This window comes from Bacillus sp. FJAT-29814, assembly GCF_001510715.1.
Classification (GTDB): domain Bacteria; phylum Bacillota; class Bacilli; order Bacillales; family Cytobacillaceae; genus Neobacillus.
The window spans coordinates 377,096-394,817 of sequence record NZ_LMTJ01000004.1 but is presented as its reverse complement, the minus strand read 5'-3'; the positions used below and the strand labels follow the sequence as shown (position 1 = coordinate 394,817).

The 17,722-nt window shown below is 42.5% G+C and carries 8 protein-coding genes; 4 read left to right on the top strand and 4 right to left on the bottom strand.

The genetic code is table 11. The annotated features are described in order from the left end of the window. Nucleotides 1–73: 73 nt before the first annotated feature. The 4 genes from AR334_RS12115 to AR334_RS12100 all read right to left on the bottom strand — a co-directional run bounded on the left by AR334_RS12115 (nucleotide 74) and on the right by AR334_RS12100 (nucleotide 12,717). Nucleotides 74–8,194, bottom strand: coding sequence for a glucoamylase family protein (locus AR334_RS12115; RefSeq protein WP_066310597.1), 8,121 nt, complete (start codon nucleotides 8,192–8,194; stop codon nucleotides 74–76). A 487-nt stretch (nucleotides 8,195–8,681) separates the two neighbouring features. Further along, nucleotides 8,682–9,992 (bottom strand): cyanophycinase, encoded by a 1,311-nt coding sequence (locus AR334_RS12110; RefSeq protein WP_066310595.1) that lies wholly within the window; start codon nucleotides 9,990–9,992, stop codon nucleotides 8,682–8,684. A 90-nt stretch (nucleotides 9,993–10,082) separates the two neighbouring features. Beyond that, nucleotides 10,083–11,255, bottom strand: a complete 1,173-nt coding sequence (iadA, locus tag AR334_RS12105; RefSeq protein WP_066310593.1) for a beta-aspartyl-peptidase — start codon at nucleotides 11,253–11,255, stop codon at nucleotides 10,083–10,085. A 40-nt stretch (nucleotides 11,256–11,295) separates the two neighbouring features. Next, a complete protein-coding gene (locus AR334_RS12100; RefSeq protein WP_066310590.1) occupies nucleotides 11,296–12,717 on the bottom strand; it encodes a YfcC family protein in 1,422 nt (473 codons plus the stop codon). A gap of 174 nt (nucleotides 12,718–12,891) precedes the next feature. On the opposite strand from AR334_RS12100, the gene AR334_RS12095 reads away from it, so the two are divergent. The 4 genes from AR334_RS12095 to AR334_RS12080 all read left to right on the top strand — a co-directional run bounded on the left by AR334_RS12095 (nucleotide 12,892) and on the right by AR334_RS12080 (nucleotide 17,691). After that, entirely contained in the window at nucleotides 12,892–14,934 is a 2,043-nt protein-coding gene (locus AR334_RS12095) for a sigma-54-dependent Fis family transcriptional regulator (RefSeq protein ID WP_082692926.1), read from the top strand. A 198-nt stretch (nucleotides 14,935–15,132) separates the two neighbouring features. Further along, nucleotides 15,133–16,056, top strand: coding sequence for a TRM11 family methyltransferase (locus AR334_RS12090; RefSeq protein ID WP_066310793.1), 924 nt, complete (start codon nucleotides 15,133–15,135; stop codon nucleotides 16,054–16,056). A 143-nt stretch (nucleotides 16,057–16,199) separates the two neighbouring features. Continuing rightward, entirely contained in the window at nucleotides 16,200–16,553 is a 354-nt protein-coding gene (locus AR334_RS12085; protein ID WP_066310588.1) for a nucleotide excision repair endonuclease, read from the top strand. Between the two features lie 229 nt (nucleotides 16,554–16,782). Next, on the top strand, nucleotides 16,783–17,691 hold the full coding sequence (locus AR334_RS12080) for an NAD(P)/FAD-dependent oxidoreductase (protein WP_066310580.1): 909 nt from the start codon (nucleotides 16,783–16,785) through the stop codon (nucleotides 17,689–17,691). Nucleotides 17,692–17,722 lie beyond the last annotated feature (31 nt).

Here is a 17,722-nt window from a genome sequence, read left to right as displayed (position 1 = left end):
GAAGAGCAAGGGGCGTCTAAACCAATTAAAGGTTTAACGCCCCTTGTTTTTCTGTTACCTTTGCCTTTTATTATCAAATGGTAGCTTGTTGATGATGTAAAAATACTTTCACGTGATGAACCAGGCCGTCATCCACCAGTTTCAGATATGTCAGATCTCCGGCATCCTCACCGTCAACCACCCATTTGACTGGACCAGAAGAATCACGGGAATTGTAAACCTCGAGCGAATAGGTTGTCTTTCCGTATACATAGTTGATATGGAAGGATTCCCATTCATTCGGTACGCAAGGCTTGATAGAAAGTTGATTTTTCTGAAGCTTGATTCCCAATACATATTCCAGGCCTGCTTGATACATCCAGCTGGATGCTCCGGTGTACCAGGACCAGCCGCCGCGTCCCTGATGAGGATTCGCTGTGTATACATCAGCAGACATCACATATGGTTCATTTCCATATGTCTGGATATCCCTCTTGGTGAGCGTATGGTTGATTGGATTAAGGATGGAAAATAGCTCAAAGGCTTTGTCCTGACGACCTAACATTGCCCAGGCGACAATACCCCAAATGACACCGTGGGTATATTGACCGCCATTTTCACGGATCCCAGGCGGGTACCCTTGAATGTAACCTGGACTTGGTTTAGTTACATCAAATGGTTCTGTCAATAGCTTTACAAGATTTAAATCGCGATCGACAAGCTCATGGTCAAAAGAAGCCATGGCCTGAGTCTGACGCTCAGTTGTGGTGCCCTGAGAGATGACGGACCATGATTGGGCGATGGCGTCAATCCTGCATTCCGTGTTAACATCAGATCCAATCCATGTTCCTGTATCCGTAAACGCCCGGCGGAACCAGCTGCCATCCCAGGCATGAAGGTTGAGACTTTCCTTCAGATGCTGGGTGGAGGTACTGAAATATTCCCCCACATCAGGTGGGAGTACGCCGTCTTCAAACTGTGAAAATCTATTCAGGATATCAAGAAGGAACCATCCGAGCCAGACGCTCTCCCCACGTCCCTTTGCACCGATACGGCTCATGCCATCATTCCAGTCGCCAATCCCCATGAGCGGGAGCCCATGCTCCCCAAATTTCAATGAATGGTTAATGGCTCGAAGACAGTGGTCCAAAAGTGAACCTGCCTTATCAGACACAACTGTATCTTCGTATCGCTCCAGTTCTTCTTCACGCAGAACATCACTCTGAAGGTATGGAACCATCTCCTTCAGAATATCGTAATCCCCAGTTTGGTTAATATAGCGGGAAACGGTATACGGAAGCCAGAGAAGGTCGTCTGAAAATTTAGTCCGGATCCCTTTAAATGTTTCTTGATGCCACCAGTGCTGGACATCTCCTTCTTGGTATTGATGAGCAGCATTAATCAGTATTTGCCTTCGTGTAATGGAAGGGTCGGTATGCAAAAATGCAAGCGAGTCCTGCAGCTGGTCCCGGAAACCAAATGCCCCTCCAGCTTGATAAAATGCAGTCCGTGCCCATAGGCGGCAAGCAAGCGATTGATACAATAGCCAGCCGTTCATCATGATATCCATGGCCCTGTCTGGTGTCTGTATTTGTACTTGTCCTAGAATCTTCAGCCAATAATCTGCAACGCTGGAACGTGTCTCCTCGAAAGCAGATGGGTGACTATACTTTCTAATAAGCGAAAAAACCTTTTCTTTGGATGAATCACAACCAAACAAAATGGTTACCGTTATTTCAGCATCCTCGGGAATCTCAACGACGGTTTGGAGGGCCCCGCACGTATTGGCAAACGCCCCTGTCCGTTTAGAGAGTCCTTTTTGCAAAAGACCTGCGGGAAAAACTAGTGCCCCGCCATAACCGATAAATTCCTCCCGATCGCCTGTCCAGGAATACAAGTTGTCTGATTGCCCAGGCGACTGGGGTATTGCGATATGCATGAAGCTGACGGCATCCCGAAATGTTTCCTGGAAGGAATTGCGGGCAAGAAGCACTTTATGTTCCGCGTCCCATTCAGTAATTATAAAGGGCGCCTGTGCTTCACGTGTGACGCCGAGAACCCATTCTGCGAAATAGGTAAGGGAAACTCGTTTTTTAGACTGGCTTCTATTGCGTAGCCGCAGCTGGAGCAATTTAACCGTATCCTTCAATGGAACAATGATTTCCATTGTATGTGTTACATCTCCATCCAGTTGTTCAAAACGGCTGAATCCCTTGCCATGTGTGACTTTGTAGTTCAAATGAGCCCCTGCTGGTTTTGGGGTTGCCGACCAGACATGATTTGTATCGAGATCCTGTAAGTAGAGGCACTCTCCAGGCTCGTCAAGAACAGGATCATTGGTCCAGGGAGTGAGTTTACATTCCCTAGAGTTTCTCCACCAGCTGTATCCGGTGCCAAGGTCCGTGATTAAGGTACCAAATTGTGGGTTGGCTAGGATATTGCTCCACGGCCTCGGCAAATACGAGCCGTTCTGCACGTAAATTTGATAGGCCTGGCCATCCTCGGTAAAGCCTCCCCAGCCATTGAAGAATTCGCCTTCAGTAGAGTAATGGGATGATGGGCTGCTTTTTTTGATTTTTCGTTCGGCTATAGGCTGATGCTGTTCTGGACGTAAAGGAGCATCGTAAGCAAGCAGCTGTGCACCCAGGCTCGGACCTCCTGCCCGCAGCCAGACACGGGCCGTTGCTTTTAGGAGGGTATGAACCTTTTCGTCAAGTTGTGAAGCCTTCAACCCGATTATATGCCTCGGTTGTCCCACCCCCCTGGCCGCCATTTGATCCCTTAAACGATTCATGAGTTGATCCTGGTACCCGCCCTCGGTCTCATCAAGCACCACCAGGTCGACTTCTAATCCTAGCCTGCACAGGTACTGGTGTTGTTGTGCCGTCAATACTACGAATGGCAAATCTGCCGAATGCTTAATTGAAACAACCGCAATCGGGGCATCTCCGCTAATGCCATGGGACCACAAGGCAGACTGGCCTAAACTATTCTGTGCAATAGCCTTCCTGCGCAAAGGTGTGAAGGCTGAGGTATAGAGAAGGCGTCCTGCCAGCTTTTGGGCGTCCGAAGCTTGCTTTGGCGTTAGGTGCAGGTGCCGAAGATCAATTTGCGAGCGGACCAATGCAAGATGAAACATCCGGTCAGCCTGCTTTGGTTCCCGTACCTGCTGAACAATGTCGAGTGCCTGCCTGCGGCTTTCTGCCACACCTGTCACAATGTAAACAATAGCTGCTTCTCCAGGCGCCAAATAAATGCGCCGTCTCATAACAAATGCCGGGTCCACAACTGAGCCAATTAGTCCGTTTAGGGTTGAAACCATGGCTTTTGGTTCCTTCAAGGAATGCCCCCTGCCGATAAATTGGGCACGATCTGTCTCAAATTCGTATTCTTGTGCTCTAGGGTCATCCACATAAACGGAATGCACGGCCCATATCTCCTGTTCTTCATCCTCACGGGTGCGTTTTTTGGCTAATAAACATTGAGTTTCTGCATCGTGGCTTGTGTCGATAAATAATTTACTAAAGGCTGGATGTGCACTCACTGCTGAAGGATTTGCGAGTGCCAATTCTAAAAACGTGGTCACCTCTAATAACCTGTCTTGGTCGCTATTGTTAACTAGCTGCAGACGCCGAATCTCTGCATCCACATTAGGGGCCACTGTTATTTCAAGTTTAGATGAGATCTCACGATAGGATCCTTCATAGGTTGTTTTGTCCAAGCGAAAAACGGAACTTGACTCTTGTATGGAATAACAGGGAAAGTTCGTAATACTCCATGTTTCTTCTGAAGTCTTCTCGTGAAGGTAAATCATCATGCCAGAATGATCAACAACGGGATCTTCCTGCCATCGGGTGATGGAAAGACCATTCCATGACAGCATGCCCGTCCCGCTGCTTGTGCTCATACTTGACATACGGCTGTTTGACAGGACGTTTACTTCGGGAACAATGGTTGGTTTCGTAAATGACCGTTCCAGGTTGTCAAAATGTTCATCAAAAGAGGTGAACTTCTTATGCAGTCCAATAGGCTCTTTCAGTAGAGCCGCTTTTTCAGGAATGCGCTCCTGTAAAAGCAAATCAGCCGTACAAACGCGAGCATCGGAATGGAAACGGTTAATCATTTGATCATCCAATAATAAATTGCTCAGGGTCAGCATGCTCATGCCGTGATGGTGCGCCATGTAACTTTGCACAATCTGGTATTGCTCGCCATTAGCAAGTCTAGGGGCCGTAAAATCAACGGCTTCAAAATAACCAAACTCGCCTTTTGCACCCAGGTCTCTAAACCTGCTTAAGGCGGCTAGACCTGCTTCACCAGCATAAGGAAGCGCCATAATGGTGGCATAGGGGGCAAGAACCAGATTTTGCTCAAGACCGCGATCAAGTCCAAGCCCTGGAACACCAAAAGCACGATATTGATAGTTCAATTGATAATCAAAGGCATAATAACCACTTTCCGAGATTCCAAAAGGTAGCTGGTACTGGTCTGCATACTTTCGCTGTTGATGAACGACGCCTCGATAAGTCGAATCCCAGATTGTATTTTTGTAGGTACGCATAATCAGCCTGGGCATTAAATACTCAAACATAGTTCCTGACCAGGATAATAATGTTTTGTACTGTCCGGCTTTTGTCATCGTCCGTCCCAACGAGAACCAGTGTGAAACTGGTATTTGTCCCAAAGCGATGGCAACAAAGCTTGTCTGCCTTGCTTCAGAAGCCAACAAGTCATAAAGAATGGAATCTTTCTGGCCAGAATCGACATGGTACCCCAGCGAGAACAACCGTTCATCCGAATTATACAATGCGGCAAAATTGGTTTGTTCTATTAGTTGATCAAGGTTATGAATGCTGTTCTGGAAACGGTCTTGGTAATGTTCCTCCCGTTTGCTCCATTCAATCAGGCTTTGCTCCACTGCCATCAAATAGGCTATGAAGTTTCCAGAATCGACTGTCGAAACGTATTTAGGGTAAAGCGGTGTTGCGGTACACGTATCATACCAGTTCATCAAATGCCCATTCCATTTCTCCATTCGCTGAATCGTTTCTATGGATAATTCGATCCGGTCCAGCATGGCTGGCGTATCAATGAAGTCCAGATCCCGGGCGGCCACAACACATGCCAGATATAACCCAATATTGGTTGGCGACGTCCGATGGGCAGTGATTTCTTTTGGTAGGTACTGCACGTTATCAGGCGGCAGCCAGGAATCCGCTTCCGTGACATATTTATCATAAAAGGCCCAGATTTGCGAGGCTAATTCTGTTAGGTCAGTCTTCGCATCATGGAGCCATGTCTTTTTCTCTGTCGTTTGTGGCTGATTTAAAAACAGGATGACAGGCCGTGCAAGAAGCCAAATCAAAAGAACTGTTCCACCGAATATCCGTTCAACCACCCCGCCAGAAAGGAAAGCGAGTAAAGCAAACAGGAAGATAACGATATAACCAGATACTTCAAACAGGAAAACACGCTTCTTCGTGTCTTCTCGATCTGTCTTGACAGATGGGACCCACTCCAGTAAATTCTTCCCACTAATGAACAAGCGGTAGAGTGTGCGCAAAATAGCATCTAAAGAAAGCACAGCAGTAAACGGCAAAGTAATTAGTTGTACTGCGCATTGGGAAAACGTAACCCAGATGGTCCTATTGAGCCTTCTTCCAAAAAGAGCTGACACTAATGCAACCAAAAATGGAAGAAATATAGTTCCAAAAACGATGGATACCCAAATCCAAGGCCTGCCAGGGAGCACGAAAAAACTAAGCAGTGCAGTGAGCAGGTAGATCGGAGCACGGAGACTCCGGCGCAGATTATCAACAATCTGCCAACGAGTGATGCTGCCTAAAGAAACGGGCCTTCTTTCCCCATACCGATCTTTGCAGCTTTTGCCCACCCATCTGATGAGCTGCCAGTCCCCGCGAATCCATCTATGCACCCGACGCTCGTTAGCGTAAAAAGTACCTGGGTGCGACTCGACAATTTCGATATCAGAGGTTAAACCTGCCCGCAAAAATCCACCTTCGAGCAGATCATGACTTAGGACCGAATGCTCGGGAATTCGGTCAACCAGTGTTTTTCGAAATGTCTTCACGTCAAAGATTCCTTTGCCGACAAAGATGGCATGACCAAACAAGTCTTGATAAACATTAGATATCGCAAAAGAATATGGGTCAATCCCTGGGTCTCCGGACCATAAAGTGGCAAATCGCGAATTTTGGGTAGACTCAAAACTCACGCCAATACGGGGCTGCAACAACCCAAATCCTTCAACGACCCGTGTTCCTTCTTTATTTAACCTCGGACGGTTGTAAGGGTAGTGGATGGAACCCGCGAGCCGGCTAACTACACCGATTGGCAGAAGTGTATCAAAATCGGTTGTAAACACATACCGGATATTCTTCAAAATTTCTGCTGGTCCATGGATGGTGGAGTAGCTGGTTTTGTCACTACCTGAAAGAAGCTCTACAAATTCAACTAGCTTGCCACGTTTCCGCTCCCAGCCCATATAGGTTTGATCAACTGGATTAAAAAGACGGGATCTATGAAATAGAAAAAACTTCTCAGTCCCGTATTTGTTCTTCAGCTCATCCAATCGTTTCACGGCATGTGCGACTAATGCATCGTCCATTGTCATGGTTTCGGAAGAGGCATCACAAAAGTCTGCCAATATACCAAAATATATGTTCGGCTGCCTGTTTCCCAAATAGTGAATCAATAGGTTGTTCACTACATCATCCACTTCTTCTAGACTCGACCAGATGACGGGGATGACCACCATCGTTTTTGCATCTTCCGGCAGCTCTTCCGAGAAATCATAACGGAGGATAGGAGTCGGGAGGCAGCATTTTCCTATTATTAGATGAATAATCGATAATGCCCAATCACTTACAGGCATAATGAGTGCGATGATGACTGCGAGCCAAGCCAGCGGCTGTACTCCCAACCCTGCTAATACCCATTTCCCGGTGATGATCATCAACCCAGTAAATAAAAGGAAGAAGCTCAGAAAATAGGCAACCGACGGCTGTCTTCTTATTACGAGGTGTGGTAGCACCCGAGGCCTAGCCACCTTACAGAGCTCCTTGCGCAGGATGGAAATTCCTTTTGGATCCAGCAAATAGTAGGGTAGGCAGGCACCGCGCGCAAGGCTTTCGACTTGATCCATTTCCTCTTCACAGTACGCTGTAAGCCGAAGGGCGGTTTGCGCGACTAGGGTTTCCGATACATTCAACTGATCGGCCACTTTTACAACCTTTCCACGGAGGAAGTCACGGCTTTCAAGATCGAGCCGTCCGTAATCACTGTATGGATCGGAAAGAAGAATTTGTTCAAGGTAAGATATTTTTGAAAAGGTTATCCGCCATGGTAGACGCTCGATAACGTGTAAACTTTGGACCAGGTTGCCGCAAGTCACTTGCAGCTCTGCCTGTAACTGATGTTCTAGCGATACCATTTGTTCGAGACTGGATTCGCTGTTTTCCACATAGCCTGCAATCCAGTTGTGAACAATTTGGATATTGGGTTCCAATTCACTCAAATGCTGGACCAAGTGGACAATTTGAACTGGATCTAAGCTTCCTTTGCGAGTTTTCTCTTCCAATAAGGCTTTGATTCTTGAATCGTTCGTATTTTTGGAGCCAATTTGTTCGATTAACGACATAATAGAATGACAGGACTCGTGTCGTTTCCGTACCTCTTGCATCAATTCGGATAACCGATGAATAATTATGACACGCATCGCACTCAGTAATGTCCAGCATTCTATATCCTTGAGAATCGAAACCTCCTGGAAGGACATCAGGTATCTTTCGAATGATACGACGTCGTAGCGACCGTCCACATGATTAAGATAGTCGTTACAAAGGGCGTAGATTCTCGGCATCCCATCAGTCCGCAATTTGGGAAGCCTTTTTAACGTTGTGCGGGGCAATTCCTTAAAAACAACCTGTGCCTGTACTTCAATAAAATTGATGTGGTCAAGCAGCCAATCTTCAGCTGGTTGCTTACATTCCACTTTGTTATTTCGTAAATGTTTTGCAAAACTATGCAGACTGGACAAATCTGACCGAAAGGCATGCCAATATCTTTTTGCAACTTCGTTGGCAGCCGTTATTTCGTGAATTAAGGCAAACTCATGTGCTTTGGCTGCCAGTTGTTCGTTGTTTAAAATTACAAGCTCCCCCTTGCAAGATGTTGTAAGTGAAAATATTACCATTATCTACTTTTTTATTCATAAAGATAAAACTAACCAAATAGGGATGCTCCCTATTAACTTGAAGTACGTGATGATTCATTACTCCTTTTCCCGAGTGAATCTTACGAATACCAATGGTTAGTATTTACCATAGGAGTAAGCTTTATTTAAAAAAGTAAATATAGCTTTTACATTTTTCATATGCAGTATTTTAAGGGGAAAGAAACGTAGGTGTATGCTTATTGCCTTATCGCTGTTTATAAAAAAGGCGAACAGTGCCAAAACTGTTCACCTCTGTGAATCGTTGAAAAAAACTGCCGGTTAATTAGGTGAGAGGAACCGTATCATAAGTAACTGAGGTTATAAATTTACAAAGAATAGTACAAAAAGGATTCAACAATGTAGTCTTTATAGAATTATCTTTTTGCCCTCTTTTTGATAGCCCTGATTGAAATTAAAAGACTCTAACCCATGAGTTATGGATTAGAGTCTTTGTTATGGTGGTATTCTATTTATCTATTTGGATTTTGATTGTAATCGGTTCAACGTCCATTTGAACATTTAATGCGGCGTATGATCCGACTTTGTCAATTCTGCCCCAGAATCCTTCCGTTTTGTCTGTTTTTCTAAAGGTAAATTTGAAGCCGATTCCTTTTTTTTCGTCTTCCATGTCAAACCAAATGGCCTCTGCTTTTTTGGCCTCGTTATCGATTAAATCTTCAGTTAGAACCTTTTTTAATACTTTTGCACCGAAAATATCGGTTGCCATTGGATTTTTGCTGTAGTATTCGATTCCTTTTGTCGTTTCGTGCTTTTTATTAAGTTCGAACGTCCCGGCAGTTACGTTAAACCGGTCGCCTTTTTCCAAGTAGTGCATCGTTACATTATTCATCGCAAAGCGCTTCCCTTTAGGTGTTGTCGCCTCCTTTAAATCTACGATTAATAAGCCGCTCTCACCAACAACTTCTATACTGTCATCCGCGCCATAATATACCAAAGCAGAATTTTCATCAATTCCAAAACCATAACGTGTTTTATTATATTGTGTTGCCACGAGCAAACGCCCAAAACGACCGCGTTGGAGGAAGTGCTGGTCAACGATTCCATGTGGAAAGAATCCGAAGCCAGTTGTTAGAAACAGTTGATCATTATCTATGTCCTGATCAAAGTTTTCAAGAAGATGGACACCTTCAGTTAAAGCGCTGACGCTCGTACCATTCGCAATCATAGGATTGCTCATAATCGCAGCACCCGCACTTGAACCGCCAAGAACCGCTCCGTTTTCATATATTTTTCGAATCGCTTGTAATACGACTGTATCTTTTCCATCCTGGGTCACTAACGTTTTAACATGACGTAATTGGTCTCCGCCGACAAACCAAATTGCATCTGCTTCTTCTATATTTTTTGCTATTTCGGTACTATTACCATTATCCTTCCACGTAGATTCATCCACTTCCTTTGTCGAAGGATCATCAATTACTGCGATTGGTGCAGTATAAACATTAGCTTCAGAAACACCGTATTGAATGAAATCATCTTTATACGCATTAGCACTTCCAATCGGTTCAGCGCTGCCAGCAGGAATAATCGCAATCTTTATATCTTTTAAGGACTTCCCTTGATATTGTTGGGCTAAGGTTAGGTATTTTTTGTAAACCGCCTCATTATCTGTATCTAGGGCACCACCAACAATGACGAGCGAACCAGCAATCTTAGATGCATTATTGCTATTCTCAATAGCTTCTACATCAAAAGACGATACCGTTAGGGCAAATATCGTTAACACAACCACAAAAATAATGGATAATTTTCTCAACCTTAATCCCTCCAATTTTTTATACAATAAGAAAGAATTGTTTTTTCAAGTTAGAGAAATGTCTAACTTCATCGCCTGCTTGCGCTTTTCTTATTCAAATGTACCCTTTACAATGGGCATTTTATTGTCGACCATCACTTTACCTTTGGCGATGACAGTGGCAATTTCGAGAGTATCTTTATCAAGTAAAACAATGTCAGCATCTGTACCTTCCTCGATGCGGCCTTTGTGCGAAAGCTTAAGTACATTCGCCGGGTTTAACGTAATGACTTGCAGTGCCATTTCTAATGAAATCCCATCATTTATGACGGCATCTCTTGCCTCCTTATATAAGGAAGAAACTTTTCCGACATGAAGTCCATTTAATTCTCCATTTTTGTTAAAAGACGGCAGACTGCCTTGGCCATCAGAAGAAAAAGTGATATTCTCTAGCGGCACCCCTGCATCAAGCATCAGCTTCAATCCTTTGCTGCATTTCACTTCCCCTTCTTCTAAAAACTGTGGGACCGTGCTCGTCGTTAAATCGACGTACCCGCCATTTTTGGCATACTGAATTCCGGCCATAAATAATTCTTCATTCCGGTTAATATGTGTTGGGTGGAAGTGTGAGATAGGGATATTCGTCTTTTCAACCACTTTCTCGAGCAAAGAAAGTTTATCTTTCCCATCGCCGACATGAATTTCAACAAGGCCGGCCTTGCCAGCTAATATCCCGCCATTTCGGGCAGCGGTGGCAATTTTTGCAATTTCATCCACCGTTGGTTCAGATGACCGATGATCGGCAATGGCAATTTCGCCAACCCCAATAATTTTGTCAATAAAAATCAGATCTTCCTCGATTTTGTTCATGATCGTTCTTACTGGCAATTGGTACGAACCTGAATGAATAAAGCATGTCACGCCTTCTTCCTCTAAGCCGTTCGCTTTCGCGAGTAGGTTTTCCATTCTTCTCGTCGTCCCGTCCGTACCAAGAAGTCCGACAACCGTTGTAATGCCTGCTGTGGTTAAATCTGTTAACATCAACTCCGGAGTCCTTGTTTTGAAGCCACCTTCGCCGCCTCCCCCAATGATATGAACATGGGCATCGATAAATCCCGGGGCAACGATTTTTTCCGAAGCATCAATAACCGTAATCGGAACGAAATTGTTAGGCTGTTCAATGAACTCTCTTACATAGCCGATTTTACTATCAACTAGCAAAATATCTTTCTTGCCTAAGTAATGAGGTGCATATACTTCTCCATTTCTAATTAAAGTAAGCAACTATATTCTCCTCCTACCTTACTCTCTTGATGTGTACATCCTAAAACGGACCGTATTTGATTAAATGTGCGATAACGACTGCAATTAAGCCGATTGCAAATTGGATAATCACAAGCGGTAAGACCCATCTTGCCCATTTTGTCCACGGAATCCCAGCGATTGCTAACCCAGCCATTAAAGTACCGGCAGTTGGGAAAATAATATTTCCAATCCCATCTGCAAATGAGAAGGATAGAACCGCAGTCTGTCTTGTAATATCAAGCAAATCAGCGAGCGGCGCCATAATTGGCATCGTTAACGCCGCATGGCCGCTTCCAGATGCTAAAATAAAGTGAATCACCGCTTGGAAACTATACATACCGATTACACTGATCGTTCCCGGAACATGTTTAATTGCTTCAGCGACACTGTGCAACATCGGATCTACGATGTGACCTTGGTTTAGGACAACTAGCGTCGCGCGAGATACCCCAATAATTAACGCACCAGTAATTAAAGATGCAGAACCGCTCATATAGTTTTTCACAAGATCATTAACAGAAAGTTTGCCAATGATGCCAACAACAATAGTTAAAATAATAAATAACGCCGCAATCTCGGAAAGGTACCACTCGTATTTGATAACCCCAAAGGCAAGAACAACATAAGTCGTTAGGAAGGCTCCAAGAATTAGCTTGTGTTTTGTTGTCAAATTTACTTTTGATTTCAGCAGCTTATCAGCTGATGACTTGTCGTAGTTTCCGTAAAAACCTAATTCTGGATTTCGTTTTACCTTCATCGCATAACGATAAACAAAAATTACGGAAACAAGATAAACAACAACAAATAAGATTAAGCGTAATCCAATCCCTGAGAATAATGGCAGTTCAGCAATCCCCTGGGCAATCCCGACTGTAAATGGATTCATAACGGCCGTTGTAAAACCAGCAGCCGCACCGAGGAGCACAATGGCCATCCCCGTAATCGTGTCAAAACCAAGGGCGATGGCAAGCGGAATTAATAAAGGTATATAAGCTAATCCCTCTTCGGCCATCCCCATTAATGATCCTCCGGCAGCAAAAAACAGCATCATAATCGGAATTAACAGCTTTTCCCGTTTCGCTAATTTTTGTGCCATTGTCGCAATTAAGACATCAATTGTCCCTGTCGCACTGAATACACCAAAAAATCCTCCAATGATTAAAACAAAGAAAATAATTCCGCCGGCTTCCACCATCCCTTGATGAATGGCTTTCACCATATCGAATGGATTTACTGGTGAAGATTCCGTCCATTTAAATGAATCTGCCTCGACCATTGTTCTGCCATCTACTTCTACTCGGTTGTATTCTCCCGCAGGCATAATCCATGTTAGGACCATAGCCAGGACAACGACACCAAATAATAATGCAAATGCATTAATTTGCACTGGCTTCTTTTTAGGTGTGCCTAGTGGTTCTACATTCTTGCTCACTTGACTCATGAAACCATCTCCTTTTTGATTATTAATGCGATACTTTTTATTAACATGCAATTATCGTGCCAATTTAAAATAGAATAGTTTCTGGAATATTCAAACTAATTCAATTTCTAATGGTCTTTATTGGCTCTTTTTGGTAGAATGATAGAACCAAATTCACTCAAAAAGGAGGATTCAATCATTAAATATTCACTTACATTAATTGCGGGCAGCCGGCAAACAAAACTAGTTTTGTATGAGCAGCTACAACAGTTATTGGGAGATTATGTCCAAATTGAAAGTTACTGCTCTGATGAAGGACTTCCTGCCATACTGACTGATGAATACTTCTTGTTCTCATCAGTGGTGACGAGGCTAGAAGCGCTTGAGTCATGCCGGATCCGAGGAAACGAAATGATGGTCGGAAAACGGACAGTCCATCACCAATTCATCGACCAGCTGTTAAAAATACCGATAAATTCTGATGTACTAATTGTAAATGATGATGATTCAGCTACGATTGAATTAATCGAATCGCTTTATCAGCTTGGGATTGATCATTTAAGGTTCGTTCCATTTATGAAGGAACAAATTTTTTATAAAAATATCGATATTGCTATTTCTCCGGGCGAAACTCATCTTTGTCCGCCTTCTATTAATAAGGTAATCGACATTGGTGTTCGGCTATTTGATATGGCAACGATTTTAAAAGTAGTAGAATACTTTTGTTTGGGCGGAAAAATTTCGTCAGTGATTTCAGAAAGATATATTCGTAATATCATTGATTTACAGCGGGAGTTAACAATTGCCGAACAAAATGAAAAAGAAATGAAGCAGCATATTCAAAATGTAGTCAACACTGTCGATGACGGCATTTTAGCAATCAACCAACAGCAACGTATCACCGTTTTCAACCGGCGCTTAGAGGCCCTGTTTCACCTTTCTGTCGATGATGCTATCAATAGGCCCTTGGAGGAAGTGATTATCCAACAAGATATTATTGATTTTATCGTAAATAGTAATGAAGATAGTAAATTTTTCACGATTTTCGGTGTTGATCTTGTGATTTTTCGTCATCAAATGGAGACAGAAAATACGATTGTGGCAACTTTTAAAAGCATTCATCAAGCGTTTGAAGTTGAAAAAATGGCGCAAAGAGAATTAAGAAACAAAGGATTTTACGCAAAATACTACTTTGATGACATTGTGGGCGAACATCCAATCCTCATTGAAACGAAACAAATTGCCAAAAAACTGGCCCTTTCCGAGCATCCGATTTTAATACAAGGGGAAACAGGGACGGGAAAAGAATTGTTTGCCCACTCGATCCATCTTCATTCAATGCGGAAAAATGGGCCATTTATCGCTATCAATTGCAGTGCATTATCCGAAAATTTACTTGAAAGCGAATTGTTCGGCTATGAGGAAGGGGCTTTTACCGGTGCGCAAAAAGGCGGGAAAAAGGGTTTGTTCGAATTAGCTGATAATGGAACGGTTTTTTTGGATGAGATTGGCGACATTAGTCCCGCTGCTCAATCCCATTTGTTACGGGTCCTTCAGGAGAAAGAATTACGGCGAATTGGCGGCAGAAAAGTGATACCTGTAAATGTCCGGGTTATTGCGGCAACAAATAAGGACATTCAACTAAAGTCTGAAGAAGGCTCATTCCGGTCTGATTTATTTTACCGCTTGAACGTTCTTACGCTTTCTGTGCCTCCACTACGAGCGCGAAAGACGGACATTCCGTTATTGATCAAACATTTTATTACGAAAAGTGGAAAATGGGTCAAAGTTGAAGAAAATCTCCCAGAACAGCTGCAAAAACACGAATGGTTAGGTAATATCCGTGAACTAAAAAGTACGATTGACTATATGCTTACCATCTGTGATGGAAATAAGATTCAATTGAAAGACATTCCTTACAGCCGCTTTCAAAAAAATAGCAAACAAGATGCCGTAAAGAGCGATCTAATTCCTGACAATTTACTAGAAATATATGAATATAAATTTATCCTTAAAACAATTAAACAATGTAATGATAATGGTAAACCGGCAAGCCGGCAGCATATTTCGATGACTAGCGAGAAAACCGGTTCTTTTTTATCGCCACAGCAAGTTCGCAGACGATTGGATTACCTCGAAACCAAAGGCTTCATTACGAAGGGACGGGGAAGAACCGGCACGAAAATTACCACAATAGGGGTAGAGTATTTACAGCAGCTTGAATTACATGCAACATAATAACAGCCAATAAATATTTGCCTCTTAAATAACCACGGTGAACAGTCCATCGATAACGTGTTATACTTTGAGGGTTAAGAACCTTTTCCAATAACCTCAAAGGTAATGGGTACTGGTAAATATGGACATACCTATTGCCTTTATTAATTGAATCATAAAGGATGGAACTAAAAATTGGAAAATAAATACTCACAACCAATGAAGTATATATATACTTATGCTTGTTATGAGGAAGAACGTCCTTTGTGTGCTTTGGAAATGCGTTCATTCTTTGGGGAGGAGTCACAATCTGCGATTTTGGAAAGTAATATAAAAATTGATCCAAGTCGTAGTCCGTTTATGAAGGGAAGAATTGCTGTTATTTATGAAGGGCAAAGCTTTGAAAATCTCCTTGAACAAGCAGCATCCATACAAGTAACTGGGGCAACATTTAAAGTGGTATATATAAAAAATGGTGGATCAGTAGACGCGGGCTTCGAGAAGCGGCGTGCTATTGAGAAGGAGATCGGATTACATATCAATGGTATAGCTGATATTCATCATCCCAAGCACTTGTTTGGTGTCATGAATATAAATGGAAGATGGATATTCGGTATCTATATTAAAAGTGAGTCTGTTTGGTTTCGGCATCAACAAAAACCGAATAGTTACTCCACTGCTCTTAACACACGAGTAGCAAGAGCTATTGTAAATATCGCCATTCCAGATCCAAGAGGGATAAAGGCAATTGACCCTTGTTGTGGGATTGGTACCGTATTAGTAGAGGCTCTATCCATGGGAATTGATATAGTAGGAAGTGACAGAAACCCTCTTATTCTTGGTGGAGCAAGAGAGAATATCTCCCATTTTGGACTTTCCGGAGAAGTTAAATTAGCAGATTTACGCAATATCACGAATCAATATGATGTAGCAATTATCGATTTACCCTATAATTTGTGTTCTGTTATATCTCCTGAAGAGCAGCTCGAAATGCTTCAAAGTGCGCGTAGAATTGCTAAGAAAGTCTTAGTAGTAACTGTTGAACCAATCGATGCAATTCTCAAAACTGCAGGATTGTGCATTATTGACCGTGCTTTTGTTAAGAAAAGTTCATTTAATCGTGATGTGATTGTATGTAGGTAAATACTCGGATAAATAGGCTCTTTTTCATCACGAAATAAGCTCTATTAATTAACTGCAGGAATAATAGATGTGGTGAACCATACCATAAATAGAGGCAGTTGTTATTTTTGCCTTTACCCAATACGAAGGAGAAGTGAACGATAGTGATAAACATAACCATACCAAAACCAAGTGTTACAATTACCAAACAGAATAAACCAGAGTTAAGTAATATATATGGGTTTACTGATTTTCATCTTATCCCTAGAGATAAGGGTGGTATTTTTATGTTCTATAACAATAACCAAGAGCTATTATTTGTTGGTAAGGCAAGGAAATTACGGCAAAGGATTAAGAAACATTTTGAAGATACTGTTTCTCCAATAAAAATGCATAGGGATGAAGTCGCTAAAATTGATGTTTGTGTGATTGAAGACCCTGTACATAGAGAAATTTATGAAACGTATATTATTAATGCACTCAAATCGAAATACAATGTAGATAAGGTCTTTTTTTGATGAATCAAGTTTAATAAACCAGTTAGCATTTAGGCGCCCCTTATGGGTGTCTTTTCCTATTTACGGAGGAAAACTGCCGATTAATCGCAAAACTTGTAGACCTACTGCTTTTATTTTTGATGAAACTTTACGGAATTAATAGGTAATGCACTTTTACTTTAAGATAAAAAGGGAAACTTAAGGTTAAAAATCCTTTCTATGTAAAGGGTCAAAGAAAGGGGATGTACCTGTGAGTTATGATTGTATTATTGTAGGTGGCGGTATTGCTGGTCTTCAAGCAGCGATTCAATTGGGCAGATATAAACATAAAGTTCTTGTCATTGATTCAAATTATGGCCGTTCAACATTATGTAAGAGTTATAATAATATATTGGGTTGGCCAGATGGTATTAGTGGCCATGAACTTCGTCAGCTTGGAAAAAGGCAAGCAGAAAAACTGGGAGTAGAGTTTATATCCGAAGTTGTTGACAGGGCTGAAAAAGTTGGAAAGGGATTTCAGCTCACGGTAAAAACCGGTTTGCAATTTGCAGCAAAGCGATTGTTATTGGCAACCGGTATTATGGACAGGATACCTGCATTTCCCGAGCTTCTACACTGTCTAGGTATAAACGTGTATGTTTGTCCAGATTGCGATGGCTATGAAGTGATGAATAAAAGTACGATTGTGATTGGCGCGGGAAATGTGGGAGCCAAGATGGCCCTAACCCTCTCTTACTGGACACAAGATCTTACCTATATCAATCATGAACAGACAGAGGTATCAGAACACCTATTAAACGAACTCAAGGTTCATCGGATTCAATATGTTGAAGAAACCATCCAAAAGGTCATTGCAGAAAATTCTTATCTAAAAGGATTTATCCTGCAAAGCGGGAAGAGAATTATGGGCGAATGCGGCTTTATTGCGTTCGGGGGCAATGAAGTGAAATCGAACCTTGCGAAGCAATTAGGGGTAGAACTTCTTGAAAATCATCATATTGTTGTCAACCCGCGAACAAAAATGACGAATATACCCAATGTATGGGCAGCGGGTGATGTGGTTGCTCATTCGGAACAAGTGACAATAGCTATGGGTGAAGGTTCTGCGGCAGCTATTTGGATACATAAGAGTTTTATGGATGAAAGAGAAGTTTTTTGAGGATACGGAGGATTCGCGTTAAACGGAAATT